The 16,173-nt window shown below is 64.4% G+C and carries 16 protein-coding genes and 1 tRNA gene; 1 reads left to right on the top strand and 16 read right to left on the bottom strand.

The genetic code is table 11. The annotated features are described in order from the left end of the window. Nucleotides 1–6: 6 nt before the first annotated feature. From nuoE to ACDC66_RS02385, 9 genes are all read right to left on the bottom strand, one after another. Nucleotides 7–534, bottom strand: a complete 528-nt coding sequence (gene nuoE, locus ACDC66_RS02425) for an NADH-quinone oxidoreductase subunit NuoE (protein WP_376695078.1) — start codon at nucleotides 532–534, stop codon at nucleotides 7–9. After that, nucleotides 531–1,784: an NADH-quinone oxidoreductase subunit D gene (locus ACDC66_RS02420; protein WP_376695077.1), complete on the bottom strand. Its 1,254-nt coding sequence runs from the start codon at nucleotides 1,782–1,784 to the stop codon at nucleotides 531–533. Before ACDC66_RS02420 ends, nuoE begins: the two co-directional genes overlap by 4 nt. After that, nucleotides 1,781–2,506 (bottom strand): NADH-quinone oxidoreductase subunit C, encoded by a 726-nt coding sequence (locus ACDC66_RS02415; RefSeq protein ID WP_376695076.1) that lies wholly within the window; start codon nucleotides 2,504–2,506, stop codon nucleotides 1,781–1,783. Before ACDC66_RS02415 ends, ACDC66_RS02420 begins: the two co-directional genes overlap by 4 nt. Further along, nucleotides 2,503–3,030, bottom strand: coding sequence for a NuoB/complex I 20 kDa subunit family protein (locus tag ACDC66_RS02410; protein ID WP_181918711.1), 528 nt, complete (start codon nucleotides 3,028–3,030; stop codon nucleotides 2,503–2,505). The genes ACDC66_RS02415 and ACDC66_RS02410 overlap by 4 nt, the downstream gene beginning before the upstream one ends. An 8-nt stretch (nucleotides 3,031–3,038) precedes the next feature. After that, complete coding sequence (locus tag ACDC66_RS02405; protein ID WP_376695074.1) at nucleotides 3,039–3,395, bottom strand: NADH-quinone oxidoreductase subunit A; 357 nt, start codon at nucleotides 3,393–3,395, stop codon at nucleotides 3,039–3,041. 102 nt (nucleotides 3,396–3,497) lie between these two features. Continuing rightward, nucleotides 3,498–3,584 (bottom strand) — tRNA-Leu (locus tag ACDC66_RS02400). A gap of 34 nt (nucleotides 3,585–3,618) precedes the next feature. Further along, nucleotides 3,619–4,050: a preprotein translocase subunit SecG gene (secG, locus tag ACDC66_RS02395; protein WP_376695073.1), complete on the bottom strand. Its 432-nt coding sequence runs from the start codon at nucleotides 4,048–4,050 to the stop codon at nucleotides 3,619–3,621. Between the two features lie 28 nt (nucleotides 4,051–4,078). Beyond that, entirely contained in the window at nucleotides 4,079–4,828 is a 750-nt protein-coding gene (tpiA, locus tag ACDC66_RS02390) for a triose-phosphate isomerase (protein ID WP_376695072.1), read from the bottom strand. Between the two features lie 85 nt (nucleotides 4,829–4,913). Next, nucleotides 4,914–5,486 carry a DUF2845 domain-containing protein gene (locus ACDC66_RS02385; RefSeq protein WP_376695071.1) on the bottom strand — a complete coding sequence of 191 codons (573 nt, stop codon included), beginning with the start codon at nucleotides 5,484–5,486 and terminating at the stop codon, nucleotides 4,914–4,916. Nucleotides 5,487–5,612: 126 nt separating this feature from the next. Here ACDC66_RS02385 and ACDC66_RS02380 point away from each other — a divergent pair, with 126 nt between their 5' ends. After that, the gene (locus ACDC66_RS02380) at nucleotides 5,613–6,194 is read left to right on the top strand and encodes a YceI family protein (RefSeq protein WP_376695070.1); all 582 of its coding nucleotides are present in this window, start codon (nucleotides 5,613–5,615) and stop codon (nucleotides 6,192–6,194) included. A gap of 94 nt (nucleotides 6,195–6,288) precedes the next feature. Here ACDC66_RS02380 and pmbA read toward each other — a convergent pair whose 3' ends face one another. The 7 genes from pmbA to rsfS all read right to left on the bottom strand — a co-directional run bounded on the left by pmbA (nucleotide 6,289) and on the right by rsfS (nucleotide 16,119). After that, nucleotides 6,289–7,671, bottom strand: a complete 1,383-nt coding sequence (gene pmbA, locus ACDC66_RS02375) for a metalloprotease PmbA (RefSeq protein ID WP_376695069.1) — start codon at nucleotides 7,669–7,671, stop codon at nucleotides 6,289–6,291. After that, on the bottom strand, nucleotides 7,668–9,098 hold the full coding sequence (tldD, locus tag ACDC66_RS02370) for a metalloprotease TldD (RefSeq protein WP_376695068.1): 1,431 nt from the start codon (nucleotides 9,096–9,098) through the stop codon (nucleotides 7,668–7,670). Before tldD ends, pmbA begins: the two co-directional genes overlap by 4 nt. 32 nt (nucleotides 9,099–9,130) lie before the next feature. Then, nucleotides 9,131–12,913, bottom strand: a complete 3,783-nt coding sequence (locus tag ACDC66_RS02365) for a YhdP family phospholipid transporter (protein ID WP_376695067.1) — start codon at nucleotides 12,911–12,913, stop codon at nucleotides 9,131–9,133. Then, nucleotides 12,910–14,382, bottom strand: a complete 1,473-nt coding sequence (rng, locus tag ACDC66_RS02360; protein WP_376695066.1) for a ribonuclease G — start codon at nucleotides 14,380–14,382, stop codon at nucleotides 12,910–12,912. The genes ACDC66_RS02365 and rng overlap by 4 nt, the downstream gene beginning before the upstream one ends. An 84-nt stretch (nucleotides 14,383–14,466) precedes the next feature. After that, on the bottom strand, nucleotides 14,467–15,045 hold the full coding sequence (locus ACDC66_RS02355) for a Maf family protein (RefSeq protein ID WP_376695065.1): 579 nt from the start codon (nucleotides 15,043–15,045) through the stop codon (nucleotides 14,467–14,469). A 216-nt stretch (nucleotides 15,046–15,261) separates the two neighbouring features. Next, on the bottom strand, nucleotides 15,262–15,723 hold the full coding sequence (gene rlmH, locus ACDC66_RS02350) for a 23S rRNA (pseudouridine(1915)-N(3))-methyltransferase RlmH (protein ID WP_376695064.1): 462 nt from the start codon (nucleotides 15,721–15,723) through the stop codon (nucleotides 15,262–15,264). A 15-nt stretch (nucleotides 15,724–15,738) separates the two neighbouring features. Then, complete coding sequence (rsfS, locus tag ACDC66_RS02345; protein WP_376695063.1) at nucleotides 15,739–16,119, bottom strand: ribosome silencing factor; 381 nt, start codon at nucleotides 16,117–16,119, stop codon at nucleotides 15,739–15,741. Between the last annotated feature and the right edge of the window lie 54 nt (nucleotides 16,120–16,173).

The raw sequence follows: 16,173 nt of genomic DNA, 5'->3' as shown, positions 1-16,173 counted from the left end.
CCTTTTTTATTCAAGTCCGTCGAGAATCTCGTCGACCTTCTCGGGCGTGAGGTTCTCGTGGTAGTGGCCGTCGACGATCATCATCGGTGCGCCGACGCAGGCGGCCAGGCACTCTTCCTCTCGCTTGAGGAATATGCTTCCGTCCGGCGTGGTTTCGCCGATGCGCGTGCCCAGCTTGTTCTCGACGTGCTCGACGATCTTGTCCGAGCCACACAACATGCACGAGATATTGGTGCAGATCGAAATCGAATGCCGGCCGACCGCCTCCGTCTCGATCATCGAGTAAAAGGTCGCAACCTCGTAGACCCACACCGGCGGCACTTCCAGGTAGTCGGCCACGCCGTCCATCAGGTCGGTACTCACCCATCCGCCGTTCTGGTGCTGGGCGGCGACCAGGGCCTGGATGATGGCCGAACGCCGGCCTTCGATGCCGTCGGGAAACTTCGCCCGCCAGTGATCGATCTCGCGGCGCGTTTCCTCGCTCAGCAATTCGGCCTTGCCGGCAACCGGGCTGACAGTCGCTTTGTCCGTCATCGGTCGATTTCTCCAAATACGATGTCCTGCGTGGCAATCAACGCCGCGATATCCGCCAGCATGTGCCCCTTGGCCATTTCATGCATCGACGACAGGTGCGCATAGCCGGGGGCGCGCAGATGCACGCGGAAAGGCTTGTTGGCCCCGTCGGACACCAGGTAACAGCCGAACTCACCCTTGGGTGCTTCCACCGAGGCGTAAGTCTCGCCTTCGGGCACGCAGTAGCCCTCGGTAAACAGCTTGAAGTGATGAATGAGCGCTTCCATGTCGTCCTTCATCTCTTCGCGCGTCGGCGGCGCCACCTTGAAGTTGCGCACGATCACCGGGCCGGGGTTCTCGCGCAGCCAGGCAATGCACTGCTTGATGATCTTCGCCGACTGACGCATCTCCTCGACACGCACCAGGTAGCGGTCGTAGCAATCGCCGTTGGTACCGACGGGTATGTCGAAATCGACCTCGCGGTACTTGGCATAGGGCTGCTTCTTGCGCAGATCCCACTCGACGCCGCAACCTCTGAGCATCGGGCCGGTAAAGCCCATCTGCAGGGCGCGGTCGGGACTGACTGCGCCGATGCCGACGGTGCGCTGCTTCCAGATGCGGTTGTCGGTCAGCAGGGTTTCGTAATCGTCGACACGGTCGAAGAAATCGTCGGTAAACGCCTCGATGAAATCGAGCAGGCTGCCCTGGCGCCACTGGTTCATCCGCTCGAGATCCTTGCCCTTTCGCCACGGTGATTCGGCCACCTTGGGCATCTCTTCGGGCAGGTCGCGATAGACGCCGCCGGGACGGTAGTAGGTGGCGTGCATGCGGGTCCCCGAGACGGTCTCGTAGACGTCCATCAGGTTCTCGCGCTCGCGGAACGCGTACAGGAATACCGCCATGGCGCCGAGATCGAGCGCGTTCGAACCAATCCACATCAGGTGGTTGAGGATGCGGGTGATCTCGTCGAACATGGTGCGGATCCACAATGCCCGCTCCGGCGCCTCGATATTGAGCAGCTTCTCGATCGCCATGACATAGGCGTGCTCGTTGCACATCATCGACACGTAGTCGAGACGATCCATGTAGCCGATCGAATGATTGAAGGGCTTGGACTCGGCCAGCTTTTCGGTGGCACGATGCAGCAGGCCGACGTGCGGGTCGGCGCGCACGACCGTCTCGCCGTCGAGTTCGAGAATCAGGCGCAGCACACCGTGGGCGGCCGGATGCTGCGGCCCGAAGTTCATGGTGAAATTGCGAATCTCGCTCATGAGCCGGTTCCTTCCAGCTTGTCGTCGACGTAGCGGCTGTCGCGGCGCACCACGCGGGCCACGGTCACGCGCGGTTCGATCTCGACCGGCTCATAGACCACGCGCCCCTTGTCTTCGTCGTAGCGCACGGTGACATTGCCGATCAGCGGGAAATCCTTGCGGAAGGGATGACCGATGAAACCGTAGTCGGTCAGTAGGCGCCTCAAGTCCGGATGCCCCTCGAAGACGATGCCGTAAAGATCGAAGGCCTCGCGCTCGTACCAGTTGACCGAGTTCCAGACTTCGATCAGCGACGGCAGGACCGGGAACTCATTGTCCGGCGCATAACAGCGCAGGCGCAGGCGTCGGTTGTGCTTGAGTGAGAGCAGATGCACCACGGCGGCAAACCGGTTCTGAATTTCACCGGCTTCGGGACGATTCTCCCAGGCAAAGCGGCCGGGCCCGAGTTCGTCGGCAGCACGCGAGTAGCCCTGACCCGTGGCCTCGGCGGTTTCCCACTCGTCGTCGCCATAGCCCAGATAATCAATGCCGCACAGGTCGAGAAGTTGCTCGAAGGCCAGGTCGGGCTCGTCGCGAAGCAGCCAGGCGGCATCCAGCCAGTGATCGCGCGGGATCTCCACGGTCAGCTGGCCGCAGTGCTCGTTCATCGAGGCGATCCGCTCGCCCAGAATGTCGCTCAGCGACTGGGCCAGCGCCTGATTGCGTGAAGAGAACTGGGTCATGAGCGGGCGATGGTGTTGGTGCGACGGATCTTCTTGTAAAGCTGCAACACGCCGTAGACCAGGGCCTCGGCCGTTGGCGGGCAACCCGGTACGTAGATATCGACGGGCACGATGCGGTCGCAGCCGCGGGTCACGGCGTAGGAATAGTGATAATAGCCGCCGCCGTTCGAGCACGAACCCATGGAAATGACCCACTTGGGATCGGGCATCTGGTCGTAAACCTTCCTCAGCGCCGGCGCCATCTTGTTGACCAGCGTGCCGGCCACGATCATAACGTCGGACTGGCGCGGACTGGGACGGAAGATCATGCCGAAACGGTCGAGGTCGTAGCGCGAGGCGGCCGAGTGCATCATTTCCACCGCACAGCAGGCCAGACCGAAAGTAACCGGCCACATCGAACCTGTGCGTGCCCAGTTGATCAGTGCATCAGCGCTGGTGGTCACGAAGCCCTTCTCGAGCAGGGGGTTGTCGCCACCGGGGCGCAGGATGTCGTCAACCTGGCCCTCGGGGACCGGGTTGTGCATGAGATTGCTTATTCCCATTCCAGCGCTCCCTTCTTCCATTCGTAGATGAAGCCGATCACCAGGATCAGCAGGAACACGCCCATCGCCACCAGGCCGGTCACACCGACGGAATCCAGCGCCACGGCCCAGGGAAAGAGGAAGGCGATTTCCAGATCGAAAATGATGAACAGGATGGCCACGAGGTAGAAGCGCACGTCGAACTTCATGCGCGAATCCTCGAACGCCTCGAAACCGCACTCGTAAGGCGAGAGCTTTTCGCTCGAGGGTCGCCGCGGCCCGAGAATGCCGCCGACCAGAAGCAGGGCCACCCCCATACCGAGGGCCATGGCCATGAACAACAGAATCGAAAAATAGTCAGCGAGCATCCGTCTAACCTGCCAGTGCGTCGATTATCACGACATTAGTCGCAGCGACTATCGTCGCAGTCGTCGCCGCGCACTCGGTGGAAGCGCGCCGGCGTTACAAGATGGTGCCGAAGGCCGGACTCGAACCGGCACGGCCGTTAGGCCACTGCCCCCTCAAGACAGCGTGTCTACCAATTCCACCACTTCGGCATTTTCAATGACACAGGATCAACCGCCGTTGACATCAGTCAACGCTGGGCGGCTCCTGCGATTCGTCCTCGGTCGATTCTTCCTCGACCGGCACTTCCAGAAACTCCTCGTCGTCTGACTCGGCGGCGGAAGCGGGCTCGCTCGAAGCCTGCTCGCCCTCTGCCTGCTCAGCGGCTGCAGGCTGCTCGAGTTGCCCGGCGACGCCGAGATCCTCGGTCTGGTCGGCGACGTTGCCGGACCGGGCCACCATGACGGCCATGGTCAGGCTGACGGCGAAGAAGGCCACGCCCAGCCAGCTGGTCAGCTTGGTCAGGAAGCCCGCCGCACCGCGCGAGCCGAACACCGTACCGGAAGCGCCGGAACCGAAGGCCGCGCCCATGGTGGCACCCGGTCCGCGCTGAACCAGCACCACGGCGATCAAGGCCGCGGCCAGCAGTACATGAAAAACGATGAGAACCGTATACATCAAAAATCTCGTCTAGAAACTGTCGGGGTCAGGCCGCCTGATAGATTCCCATGAAGGACTCGGCCTGCAGCGATGCACCGCCGATCAGACCGCCATCGATATCTTCACAGGCAAACAGATCAGCGGCATTGTCGGGCTTGACGCTGCCGCCATACAGGATCCTGATTCGGCCGGCTATTGTAGCATCCTCCGCGGCAAACTGCGCCCTGATTGCAGCGTGAACTTCCTGCGCCTGCTCGGGTGAAGCCGTCTGGCCGGTACCGATCGCCCAAACCGGCTCATACGCCACCACGGCGCGTGCGAAGGCCTGAATACCGGCGGCTTCGACCACGGCGGCGATCTGCCCATCGATGATCTCACGAGTGCGACCGGCCTCACGCTCTTCGAGCGTTTCGCCGACGCACAGGATCGGCTGCAGGCCGGCATCCTGGGCGGCGACAAACTTGGCCGCAACCGTTTCATTGGTCTCGCCGTGCAGCGCGCGCCGTTCCGAATGCCCCACCAGCGCGAACGAACAATTCCAGTCAGCCAGCATTGCGCCTGAGACCTCGCCCGTATAGGCGCCGCTAGCGTGAGCGCTGAGATCCTGCGCACCGAGCAAGACAGGCGTGGCATCCACCAGGGAATCGACCAGCGGCAGGTAGGGAAACGGCGGCAGCACCATGACTTCCGCGGTCCGGTTCGGGTCGAGGCGCGCGAGTATGCCGCCGATCAGGCTGCGGATCTCGGGCTTGCTGCCGTGCATTTTCCAGTTGCCGGCGATCAGCTTGGTGCGCATGGTTTCACCCTCGGGCAGTCAATGAAGGACGCAGATTCTACTGCTTTCGGGCAAGGGGGATAAAGTACAAGATGAGTGAAACATCTCAGGGAATGGACAGGCGCTGCAATCGCCCGTCGACAAACAGCAACTCTCGCGGTTGCCGCCGGGGCCCGAACTCGTAGGTCCAGACGAGACGCTCGCCTTGCCGATAAGCGTTGACGCCGAAGTAACCGTAGTACTGCGGCGACGGAATCTCGTAGCTGTAATCGGGCAACCCGCAGCGGGCGTAGACCTCCGCGGTCGTCTCTCCGGCCTGGGTCAATTCGTGGGGGCCGCAGCGACGGCTGCCGGGCTCGTAGTCGACGCCGTAACCGAGGTCGCGCACGCGGGACAACCGCCCATTGACGAATTCGAGTCGACGCATGAAATGGTTGGCCCCGAAGTTGAGCGCCCAGATTTCGACTCGCGCCAGCGCCAGCGGACGGCCGTGGCGATCCGCGGCCAGCGGGCGATCATAGGATTCCGTCCAGAACGGTTCGGGACATTTGCGCGCCACTTCCCAGACCCGATCGCCGACGCTGACGATGCGCTGACCGCAGTAGAAACCGTCGTTGACGCCCAGGACGAGCGAGGGCGCGAGCAAGAGCAGAGCGAGAGCAACTGTCAGCGCTTTCATAGCTTTTCGAGCCTACTCGCCAGCCATGAATACAAACTGAATTCCGTTCACGCCCCCTTGTCTGAAACAAGAGATGATCCACGCGCGATGACAATTATGTTGAACCCGCATGGAGGAGTTTGCACCATGAAACATCATCTGATTACCGCTGTTTTCGCCCTGGCCCTTGCGCTGCCGCTACAGGCGTCCGAGCGCTACGAGATCGACACCGAGGGCATGCACGCCTTCGTGCAGTTCAAGATCTCCCATCTCGGCTATTCCTGGCTGTACGGACGATTCAACGACTTCGAGGGTGAGTTCACCTTCGACCCCGAGAGCCCGGAAAACTCCGCGGTCCAGGCCACCATCCAGACGGCCAGCGTCGACACCAACCACGAGGAGCGAGATGAACACCTCAGAAGCGACGACTTCCTGGACGTCGAAAACCACCCCGAAGCCACGTTCGAGTCGACCGGCTTCGAACGCCTGGGTGAGGACCGCTACCGCATGACCGGTGAATTCACGCTGCGTGGGGTCAGCCGGGAAATCGAAATCGACGTCACCCAGATCGGCGCCGGCGAGGATCCCTGGGGCGGCTTCCGCCGCGGTTTCCAGGGCCGGACCGAACTGCCGCTGGAGTTCTTCGGCATCGACTACGACCTGGGCCCGGCGGCCGAGGAGGTCGAGATCATCCTCTCGATCGAGGGTGTGCGCCAGGAAGATTCCTGATCGGAATCCAGGGTTCAGGGTTTCAGGGGTTCAGGTTTCAGGAAATCCACCTGGAGCCCCCGACCTCCTGAAACCTGAACCCTGAAACCTCTTCCTACCCCTCCTGCCCGGCGACGGTCATCTCGTCGACCAGCAGGGAACCGGTGCGGATATTGTGGCGCGGATCCACGTCCGTACCCGCCGCGCGGAGCCCCGCGAGCATGTCGCGCAGGTTGCCGGCGATGGTGATTTCCTCGACCGGCGCGCCGATCCTGCCATCCTCGACGCGGAAGCCCGCCGCGCCGCGCGAGTAGTCGCCGGTGACCAGGTTGATGCCCTGCCCCATCAGTTCGGTGACCACCAAGCCCTCACCCATTTCGGCGACCAGCTCGTCGAACGAATGCGTCGCGCCGACCAGCTCCAGGTTGTGAATGCCGCCGGCATTGGCGGTGGTCTCCAGCCCAAGCCGGCGCGCCGAATAGTTGCTCAGCACGTAGCGCGAGAGTACGCCCGACTCGACCAGCGGCGACTCGCGGGTGGCCACGCCGTCGGCATCGAAAGCCGCCGAACGCGCCGCGCCGGGCAGGTGCGGTCGTTCGATCAACGACGCCCACTCCGGCATCACGCGCTCGCCGACGGCATCGAGCAGGAAGCTGCTGCGCCGGTAAAGATTGCCGCCGGAGACGGCGGCAACCAGGTGGCCGAGCAGTCCGCGGGCGACTTCCGGCGAAAACAACACAGGCATCCGGCCGGTTCGAATACGCTTCGAGCCCAGGCGACGAACCGCCCGACGCGCCGCGCTTGCACCGGTGTCCTCCGGCGCGGCCAGAGCGCCCCAGCGCCGCTGGATATCGAACTCGTAGTCGCGCTGCATGCCCGCTTCGTCCCGGGCGATGAGCACGCAGCTCTGAGAGTAAGCCGTGCCGCGCATGCGCCCGACAAAGCCGTGGCTGTTGGCATAGACCCCGAGATTCGCCTCGCTGGTCACGCTCGCCCCCTCGGAATTGGCGATGCGCTCATCGGCGCCCCGGCCGGCGTTTTCGATGCTCAGGGCACGTTCGATCAGGTCCTCGAGCGGAATATCCTCGGGATGCCACAGATCCAGGTCGGGAAACCGGGTGGCCATCAGTCCGGCCTCGGCCAGGCCGGCTGCCCGGTCGGGCTGGGTATTGCGGGCGATGGCTAGGGCCCGGTCAACGGTCTCGTCAATGGCTTGCGGCCGCAGATCCCCGGTACTCGCACCTCCGGTGCACTGGTTCACGTAGACGCTGACCTGGATACTGCGATCACGGGCTTCCTCGAGCGTTTCGATCTCTCCCAGGCGCACGGTCGCTTCACGACCCAGGCTCGATCCCAGGGAAACTTCGGCCTCTTCGGCGCCGCCTTCCCGGGCGCGTTCGAGCACGCGTTGGGCAATGCCGACCAAAAGCTCGGTCTCGCGCTCCGGATCGTGCAGCAGGGCTGAACTATCCACCTCGGTCAGTGCGCTGCGGCTCATCCCGTACCTCCGACGGTGAGCCCGTCGATTCTCAGCGTCGGCTGGCCGACACCCACGGGCACGCCCTGGCCCTCCTTGCCGCAAACGCCCACGCCGGCGTCGAGTTCGAGGTCATTGCCGACCATGCCAACGCGCGTGAGCACGTCCGGGCCGTTGCCGATCAGGGTGGCCCCCTTGATCGGCGCGCCGACCTTGCCGTTCTTGACGCGATAGGCCTCGGAGGCGGCAAACACGAACTTGCCGGAAGTGATGTCCACCTGTCCGCCGTTGAAACCGACCGCGTAGATGCCGTCTTCGACAGAGGCGAGAATCTCGCCGGGATCGTGGCTGCCCGGCAGCATGTAGGTATTGGTCATGCGCGGCATGGGCAGATGGGCAAAAGACTCGCGACGTCCATTGCCGGTCGGCTTGCCCCCCATGAGATGCGCATTGAGCCGGTCCTGCATGAAGCCGACGAGCCGGCCGTTTTCGATCAGCGTGTTGCAGGCCGAAGGCGTGCCCTCGTCGTCGATGCTCAGCGAACCGCGCCGGTCCGCCAACGTGCCGTCATCGACCACCGTGCACTCCTCGGTCGCCACCATCTCGCCCATGCGATCGGCGAAAGCGGAAATGCCCTTGCGGTTGAAATCGCCTTCCAGCCCGTGACCGACGGCCTCGTGCAGCAGCACGCCGGGCCATCCCGAGCCGAGCACCACGGTCATGTAACCGGCGGGCGCGGCTTCGGCGGTCATGTTGACCGCCGCAATCCGGACGGCCTCGCGGGCGTGCTCCTGCCAGAACTCCGGCTCCATGATCGAGGCCATGCTCCAGCGGCCGCCGCCGCCGGACATGCCCTGCTCACGCCGGCCGTCGGATTCCATCAGCACCCGAATATCCAGGCGCACCAATGGCCGGACATCGCCGGCGAGCAGCCCGTCGGTGGCGGCCACGAGGATCGAATCGTGACTGGCGGCGAGATTGACACTGACCTGGCTGACCCGCTCGTCGAGCGAGCGCACGTAGGCGTCGATGGTACGCAGCAGCTCGACCCGCTCCGACGATTCACCGCCGCCAACCGGATCGTGCGCACCGTAGCGCGCCGGCGCCACCCGGGGCTGGCCGACGCGCACCATGCCGTTGCCGCCGGTACGGGCGATGGCGCGTGCGCTTCCGGCGGCATCCAGCAGGGCCGGCAACGCCAGGGAGTCGGCGTAGGCGAAGCCCGTGCCGGCACCGGCGACGGCCCGGACGCCGACACCCTGGTCGGAATCGAAACTGCCGCTTTTGACGGCGCCGTCCTCGAGCGACCAGCCCTCGCTGACGCGGCGTTGAAAATAAAGCTCGCCGAAGTCGATCTGCGAAGACACCAGCCGGCCGAGCGCCAGCTCCATTTCTTTCTCGCCTACACCGGCCGGGGCCAGGAGGCTATCGAGCACTTGTTCATACATGCCAAGGGATATTCTGTCTCAGGTGGATAGTTTCAATCGGGTGGCCCGGATGAAGTCTCATTTTTGTTCCCATTGTCGTCGCGGTTTTCATCCGGCTCGGCGGCGCGGGCATCGATCAATTCGACGTTCGGATCGTCCCACGGGCCCGTGACCCGGTAACGCGCTTCGGCAATGCCCTGAAGCGGGCGCTCGAGCAGGCTGCGCAGGATCAGCCCCGCGGCGGCGCCGGCCGGACCACCGGCCAGCCCCCCGAGAACAGGCAGCGTACCGCCCACACCGGGCTCGACCAGGACGGTCTGGTCATAGGTCCGGCTGCCCAGGTCGGTCTGGCCACTGACCGTGATATCGGCCGCCGGCGATGCAAGACGCAGCCCCTCGGTTCGGGCCACGCCCCCGTCGATTTCGAAGGAACCCTCGATACGATCGAACTTCAGCCCCTGGCCGAAGACATCACGAAAGTCGAGCATCAGGCGCCGCGGCATGGCGCTGAGACTGATCAGGCCGACCAGCCGACCGGCGCCCGGCTGCGCTTCCGGAATGCTTCCGTCGGTCATGATCAGTTGAAGGTTGCCGCTGAGCCGCGCCAGGGAAAAATCGACCGGCGCGCCCGACCAGCGCCCCTCGATGTCCACTTGCGCATGGTCGGCATTGAACTGCGTTTCCTGGCCGAAGCTCTCGAGCAGGGCCGGTAGATCCGTGCTGATGAGGCGCCCCTGGAACTCGGTCACTGGCCCGGCGTCTTCCAGAATCCAGCGTCCGAAACCGCTCAGCTCCAGTTGCGGCCCGACCACCTCGATCCGCTCGATTTCGATTCCGTCCCGGCGTGCGTGGCTTTCGATCCGAACGAGCCCAAGCGGAAACCCGCCGACATGCAGGTTCTCAACCAGCAGATGAATGGGCGGGAAATCGGTCGGCACCCGCGTACTCGTCTGTGCCGGCACCGGCGAGCTGGCCAGATCCTCAACCGGCCGTTCGGCCAGGCTGCGGGCCAGGTCCAGGCGCTCCAGATCGATCGCGACAACGCGCCCGGAATCGATCGGCAGGGGAACCCTGATGTCACCCTCGATGGACTCCCCCGACAGCGCCAGCTGCCACTGTGCCCGGTCACGTCGCGCATCGAGCGCCACGTCGCGCAGGGTCAACTTGCCATATTCGAGGCGCCCGAGTTGAAGCCGGATGCTTCCCGAACCGGTCGCGGCCGAGCCCGACGGCGACATCGAGAGACTCGACAGCCAGTCGCCCCAATCCTTCAGATCCAGCCTGCCGACACTACCGGCCACTTCGAATCCCGCGTTCGATGGTAGTGCCGGAGCCGCCTGCTCCAGACCGGCCGCCAGGCGCCAGCGACCCTCGACGTCCTCAGCGGTGAGGTTGAGCCATTCGCCCAGGCGGCCGCTGAAGGTCAGCGCGTCATCCTGCCGGAGCATACTCAGATTCAGGGCCATCGCCTCATCGGCTGTTTTGCTCAGCGGATGCGGCAGATCCAGCGAGAGCCCGCGCAGGTCCGACCGTGCTTCCAGTTGCCAGCCACCGGCCGGATGAGCATCGAGACTCAGCTGCCACCGGCTGGCGCCGCCGATACGATCGGCCAGCGCTGAGAAAGGAGGGCGATCCGGAAGCATGCGTGAAAGCGGCAGGTTCCCGCTCACACCCAGTCGGGCCGGCGACGAAAATCCGGCCTCGATCTCCAGGCTGCCATCCTCCGTTCCCGCCATTTGCAACTGCGCCGGTTCAATGCCGTTGCGATCGAAGGAAACACTACCGCGCAACTCGGGGCACCGCAGGTTGACCTCCGGCACGGCCAGCGTTGTGCCCGCGAGGGTGACGCGACCGTTCATTCGCCACTCGGGCATGCGGCGCAGCGGCAGAAACAGGTCCGTTTGAACCGACAACTCGCCCGAGGCGGCGACGGGGTCGACGAATCGCGACCAACCCTCGATCGGAAAGGACGCGACCACGCCGTGCACCTGCTCCGCAGGGACCTCGTCCGCGGCCAGCGAGATCTCGATCTCGGGCGCGGTCAGATCATCAATGGCGATCCGTTCGGCCGATACGGGAATGTCTCCGAAAAGCCCGCCATCGACACGGGCGACCATGCTGCGGCCGACGAAGTCGACCCGCCCGCGAAGGTCTCGAGCCAGCGGCCAGCCCTCCCAGTAGTCCACTTCCGCCCCGCGAAAATCGATCCAGGCCTGGAAATCGCCTGAACCCCAGGTGGGAAACTTGCGGCCGGCGCGGAAATGATAGTTGAGCCCACCGCTGGCCCCGGAAACACCCAGCAAGGCATGATCCAGCCAGGCGAGCGCCTTGGGCGGAATCTTTCCGGCCGGCAGCCACGGACGCGGATCGACGGCACCGACCCGGTCGGAAATGACGGTGAAGTCGAAGAAGGGCCGCTCGCCCCCGAGCCATACCCAGCCGTTGGCCCGGCCCTCGGCCTCGGGCCGCTCACCCACGATATCGTCGAGTTGCACCGCGCCCGCCGAAACGATGAGCCGGCCGGAAATCGTTTCGATCGGAATCGTGCGACGCATCCGGGCCGGCCAGTCGATCACGGGGCTGCCCGACAGCGACAGGGCAGCGCGATCGCCGTCCACGCCCAGGTCAAGATCCAGATCGGCCAGCCGGATTCGGTCGCCCGCCAGATCGACGCTCAAGCCATTGATTGCACCCCCGAGCCTGTGAAAAGCGCCCGGATGCTCGTAGAGCATTTCGAGATCGCTGAGCTGACCCGTCATCGACCCTGGCCAGTGCTGCCAATCGCCGAGCCAGCGCCCGGCCAGGTCGTGAATATCAGCCAGTGCCAGGCCGGGAACGGAAGCCGCCCACCGATCGTCTTCCTGCGCGACAACGACGTTTTGCGCCAGCACATTCCCGCCGCTGGCCAGGCGAATAATTTCGGCATCGATGCGGCGGTCGCGGCGCTCCAGGCGCAGCTCGGCGGTGGCATTGAAGTCGTCACTGCCGGTCAACTCCAGATCCAGGTCCGCCGAGCCGCCGTGCGCCTCGTGCCAGCCAAATGCCAGGTCGGCATCGAGGCGGTCCGGCGGCAGACGCAGGAATTCCGGCAGGAAACCCTCGAGCCCGGGCGCGGCCAGGCGCAGGCGGCGCAGGTCCACCCGGCCGGACAGTGACTGCAGACGACCTTCAGCGTGTGTACCCAGCAAGGTCAGCGACAGTTCGGCCTCGGGCGCGGCAGCAGGGCGCGCCCGCGCCACCAGGCCCGTGCGATCGCCGCGGCGGCGAATCTCCCCCTCGCTGATGACCAAATCAAGCGTCGGGCCTTCATGCGGGCGAACACGGACGTTGACGTCCCGCACGATCAGGTCGCCGGCAAGTGCCTGGCCGCCAGCCGATTGTCCGGTGACCTGCGCACCATCCTCCAGCGTCAGACCCCAGCGGCCGGCCTCGTCCTCGGCCAGCACCAGGTCCAGACCCAGCAGCACAAAGCGGAATGGATTGCGATCCGGACGCACCAGGTCCGGCAGGTGCAATTCCAGCCGGGCCCGGGCGACTTCGAGCAGCGGCCCGTCGCCGGAGCCGGCTTCGAGGCCGTTGAGCGTGATCTGCGGCGTCAGCCGCGGCCAGCGTGCCTCGACGCGATCGATCGACACCGGCTGCCCGAGTCGTTCGGACAATTGCGTCTCCAGCCAGGGGCGCAGCTCATCGGCGTACGGAATGAGCAATCGACCGATGCCCACGACAACGGCCGTGGCAATGATCATTACGGCCGCGATCGCCGCCAGCCACTGCCGCACCCTGGTCAGGAACGTTCGCGTCTTCGATGGTGGCGTGTGGGTGCGGCGTTCGCTCAAAGCAGGACCACGTCGAACTGTTCCTGGTCGTACTGTTCTTCGGGCTGAAACTGGATGCTGGTACCCAGCTGCTCGGTCAGCTCGGCAATCGAGCGGTGGTGTTCCTCGAGCATACGGTCGACCACGACCGGGCAGGCCATCACGCGCATCTGCCCGGTTTCGAACTGGCGTACCGCCCGCATGATCTCGCGAAAGATTTCCGAGCAGACCGTGTCGACGCTCTTGACCCTGCCGCTACCGTCACAGGCCGGACAGGACTCGCACAGGCGATGCTCGAGGCTCTCGGTGGTGCGCTTGCGCGTCATTTCCACCAGGCCCAGCGGCGAGATCTCCGACACGGTCGTGCGTGCGTGATCGCGCGACAGGGCCCGCTGCAGCGTACGCAGCACCTGGCGCTTGTGATCGTCCTCGGTCATGTCGATGAAATCGATGATGATGATTCCGCCGAGGTTGCGCAGCCGAAGCTGGCGCGCGATGGCCTGTGCCGCCTCGAGATTGGTCTTGTAGATGGTTTCCTCGAGATTGCGGTAGCCCAGGTAGGAACCGGTATTGACGTCGACGGTGGTCATCGCCTCGGTCTGGTCGATGGTCAGGTGTCCACCGGATTTCAGCGGCGTGCTGCGATCAAGTGCACGCTCGATCTCGGTCTCCACCCCGTAGAGATCGAACAACGGGCCTTCGCCATCGTAGAACTCGATGCGATCGGCCCATTCCGGAAAGAACTCGCCGGCGAAGCGCAGGGCACGCTGGAAGGTCTCCTGCTCATCGATACGCACTTTTTCGATGCCGGCATGCATGAGATCCCTGAGCGAGCGGTAAGGCAGGGAGAGGTCCTCGTAGACGAGTTGCCCGGCGGACGCCTGGTCAGCGTCGGCCTCGATACGCGGCCACAATCGGCGCACGTACTTGAGATCCCGGGCCAGGGCGTCGGCTTCGGCGCCCTCGGCATTGGTGCGGATGATGAACCCGTGCTCGGGCTCCTCACCGGTCAACTCGCGAAGCAGACCGCGCAACCGCTCTCGCTCGATTTCGGCCTCGATTCGAACCGACACACCCAGGCTGGTCACGCCCGGCAGCAAGACCAGGTAGCGCGACGGAATGCTCAGCTGGGTGGTCAGGCGCGCGCCCTTTGTGCCGAGCGGATCCTTGATCACCTGGACCAGCAGCTTCTGTCCCTGGTTGACCAGCTCGGTAATCAGGGGAGTGGGTCGCGTTTCGCCATTCTCGTCCGGTTCGGACTGGCGCGGCACCATGTCGGAGGCGTGCAGAAAGGCCGTTCGTTCCAGGCCGATATTGACAAAGGCGGCCTGCATGCCCGGCAGCACCCGCTCGATCCGGCCCATGTAGATATTGCCCACGTAGCTGGCCTCGCCACTGCGCTCCAGGTAAAGCTCCTGCAGCAGACCACTTTCCACCACGGCCACGCGCCGCTCTGTCGGCGAGACATTGATCAGTATTTCATCACTCACGGCGACGAAGTCCGCTCAAGATATTCAACATTCGGCAAGAATAGCACCCGCACCGTCCGGGAGCCCTCCGGACAGTGCGCTGCGTCAGTCGACGAACCGGGCTTTACGCAGCAATTCGCCGGTCTCGAACAGGGGCAAACCGACCACGCCGGTGTAGCTTCCCGAAAGCGAACGTACCCAGATGCCAGCCGTCCCTTGAATGCCATAAGCGCCGGCCTTGTCGTGCGGCTCGCCGGAGGCAACATAGCGATCGATCCAAGAACCGGGCGGCCGGGCAAATTCGACCGCCGTAACGCTCAGGCGTTCGACGACCCGCCCACCGGGCGCCACCAATGCCACGGCCGAGAGCACCTGGTGGACCGTTCCGGACAGGCGCTCCAGCATGTCGCGGGCATCGTCATCGTCGACGGGCTTGCCCAGGCATTCGCCATCGAGAACGACGGCGGTATCCGAACCGATCACAAAGCCCTCGTCGTCACGGTCGTGGATTGCCAGCGCCTTCTCGCGCGCCATGCGCCGTACATAATCCTCCGGCGGCTCCCCCTCACGCACTGTCTCGTCAATATCCGCCGGCTGAACGTCAAAGTCGATCTCGAACAGCGACAGGAGTTCGCGGCGGCGGGGGGAGGCGGAAGCCAGGATCAGACGGCTGGATGTGTTCATGGTGGTTGGCTTGTTGGCTTGTTGGCTGGTTCGCTGGTTCGCTGGTTCGCTGGTTCGCTGGTTCGCTGGTTCGCTTGTTGGGCAGCAGTGTAAGTGGCTTTTTGAATGATGCGTCAAGTCGATCCGGAGTTGCCCAATCACGAAACCCCCACACCGCCTTGTTCGAAGCCGAACGAGCAAACAAGCGAACAAGCGAACCAGCCAACCCGCCGTGCCTCAGGCGCGGTGGTAAGGATGGCCGGAGAGGATAGTCGAAGCCCGATAGAGCTGTTCAGCCACCAACACGCGAACCAGCATATGCGGCAAGGTGGCCAGGCCCAGGGACCAGCGTTCGTCGGCACGTTCGAGAACCGACGCGTCGAGCCCATCGGCCCCGCCGATCAGGAACCAAACCGGATCACCGTCGAGCTGCCATTGTTCCAGTCGGGAGGCCAGCTTCTCGGTCGACCAGGGTCGTGCCGTGATCTCCAGGGCCACCACGCGGGCACGCTCGGGCAACTTGCCGAACAGGCGTTCGGCCTCCAGGGAAGACTCGCGCCCCGCCCCGGCCTTGCCGGCCACCGGCACCTCGACAAGCTGCAGCGGAAGGTGCGGCGGCATTCGGCGGGCATACTCCCGCCAGCCGTCGGCCACCCAGGCGGGCATGCGGGTGCCTACACCTGCAACCACCAACTCCATGAGACGGCGGCGAACTCAGGCTTGCGCGCTGGAACGGGTGGCCGGAGGCGCCGCCCAGAGTTTCTCGAGGTTGTAGAACGCGCGGGTCTGGGGCTGCATGACGTGAACGATGACGTCGGCCAGGTCGACCAGCACCCAGTCCGCGTCGTCAGCTCCTTCCACGCCCAGCGGCTGGATGCCAAGCGACTTGACGCGCTGTACTAACCGGTCGGCCGCGGCCTTGACCTGGCGGGAAGAAGTCCCGGAGGCGATGACCATGTAGTCGGCAAAGCTGCTGCGCTCGGACAGATCGATAACCTGGATATCCTGGGCCTTGGCGTCTTCCAGAACGGAGACGGCGAGATCCCGCAAGTCCTGCGGGTCGGTCAATTCCTTTTCGCTCAACGAATCATCCATGATTGAACACAAGCCATATTTTACGCCTTGTCAGCACTACTAATGCAACCGAAA

Source organism: Wenzhouxiangella psychrophila, from assembly GCF_042310375.1.
Taxonomy (GTDB): domain Bacteria; phylum Pseudomonadota; class Gammaproteobacteria; order Xanthomonadales; family Wenzhouxiangellaceae; genus Wenzhouxiangella.
Note: the sequence above shows the minus strand (reverse complement) of the source record. Positions and strands in the feature narration are given on the sequence as shown.